Annotated in this window: 1 protein-coding gene and 1 pseudogene; both read left to right on the forward strand. The window is 40.8% G+C overall.

What is annotated here, in order from left to right:
* Positions 1–204 precede the first annotated feature (204 nt).
* Positions 205–1,158 carry an LCP family protein gene (locus WAM07_RS14880; protein ID WP_422168090.1) on the forward strand — a complete coding sequence of 318 codons (954 nt, stop codon included), beginning with the start codon at positions 205–207 and terminating at the stop codon, positions 1,156–1,158.
* Positions 1,159–1,543: 385 nt separating this feature from the next.
* A pseudogene (locus WAM07_RS14885) lies at positions 1,544–1,908 on the forward strand (carbohydrate ABC transporter substrate-binding protein); the annotation flags it as partial.

Raw genomic sequence — 1,908 nt, forward strand, 5'->3', positions numbered from 1 at the left:
TCATAAACGAAACCCCATTCATATACAGGCGAGCGTCTACTGGCCTTTATATGAATGGGGTTTGTTGTGTGAACCATTCACTTAACTATATTCGCTGCCTATATACCACCTTTTGTATTATCTTAAATTATCTTGTAGAATGATAGGTTGATAGATATAATGGAAATAGTGTGAAATTTAGATAGAATCTGGAGTGAAGAATAAATGTCTCGTTCTTCTAGGTTAAAAATGAAAAAGGGGAAATGGTGGAAAATACCGCTCCTCTTACTGGCATTCCTATTAATTGGCGGGGGCGTCTACGCCTATACCATCTATAGTGGTGCGAAAAATACAGTTGATAAAAAAATGCAGGAACAAGTAACAGCTATTGATACGGAAGTAACCACAAAGAAAATGAAAGAAAAAGAACCGTTAAATATCCTCCTTATGGGAGTGGATGAGAGAAGCGGTGACCGGGGCCGTTCGGATGCCCTGATGGTGTTGTCTGTCGATCCCGAGAACAACCGAAGCCAGCTCATTAGTATCCCTCGGGATACGAGGACAGAAATGGTCGGCGATGATCCGCAGGCAGGCAACATGGATAAAATCAATCATGCATATGCGTTTGGCGGTACCGATATGGCTGTGAATACCGTGGAGAACTTCCTGGATTTTGAGCTCGATTATTATGTGAAGATGAACATGGAAGGTTTATCCGAAATGGTCGATGCGGTCGGTGGAATAACCGTAGACAATGAACTGAGCTGGACAGATACCGGTTATTATGAAAAAGGATATGAATACGAAAAGGGCAATATCGAGATGAATGGCGAAAAGACGATGGGATACGTCCGGATGAGATACCAGGATCCGAACGGTGATTTCGGACGAAACGAACGTCAGCGCAAAGTTATTCAGGGAATTATCGATAAAGGCGCAAGTGTGGGATCTGTAAATAAAATCGGTGATATTATGGATGTTCTTGGAGGAAATGTAACGACAAATATGGACTTCAGTACCATGCAGAATATGCTGATGAATTACCGAAGTGCCCGCGAAAACATGACGACCTATCAGATGACAGGAAGCGGTACAAAAATCGAAGGCATTTATTATCTTCAAGTACCGGATAAAGAAGTAGAGAACGTGCAGGAAATGATAAAAGAATATAGCTCGTAAGTAAAAGAACAGTCTCTACAGAGGCTGTTCTTTTATAAGTGGAGGTGGAATACGTTAATCCAAAGACTCCCAGTGTTCAATCCAACATATGAAAAACAGTAAAGTAAATTAACACCATAGGTTCTTAAAACCTATTTCCCTCAGCTTCAAAATCGAAAGCGGTTTCTTTTTTTGTAAAAAAACCTTGAAAACGGATACATTTCGTCTTATAATCAAAGTAAGTTCAAAGAAGAGCTCTTTTTTTTACACCAACCGGAAACCGGTTTCGAAACAGTTTTAATAAGGTTTTCTCTTTTTTTAAGAAAAACGGAAACCGGTTTCGATAACTGGTGTAAGAGAGTAGAACTCTTCGGGTATTCATTATTTAATTCAAGGGGGAAACGCAGTGAAGTTTAAGAAGAGTTTGCTAGTTGGTCTGCTTCTCGGTTTAAGTTTGATTTTGTTTGCGTGCAGTAATGATGATGGGAACGCTTCAGGTGAAGGTGACGGAAGCGATGGAAACAGCGGGGAAAAAGTTGAACTGGATTTCTGGGTGTTTGGAGCCACAAATTACGAGTCCCTGGCTAAAGAATATGAGAAAGAAAATCCGAACGTTACCATAAAAATCCGTAAGTCTGAACTTGGAGATCACCACAATAGTTTATTCACAGCCATTTCTTCTGGAACAGGCGCACCGGACTTAACGATGATTGAAGTGGATCAGCTGGACCGCTTCCGTGAAGCGCAGGAGCGTTTTACGAATTTGTATGA

It is taken from the genome of Halobacillus sp., assembly GCF_049282395.1.
GTDB lineage: Bacteria > Bacillota > Bacilli > Bacillales > Halobacillaceae > Halobacillus.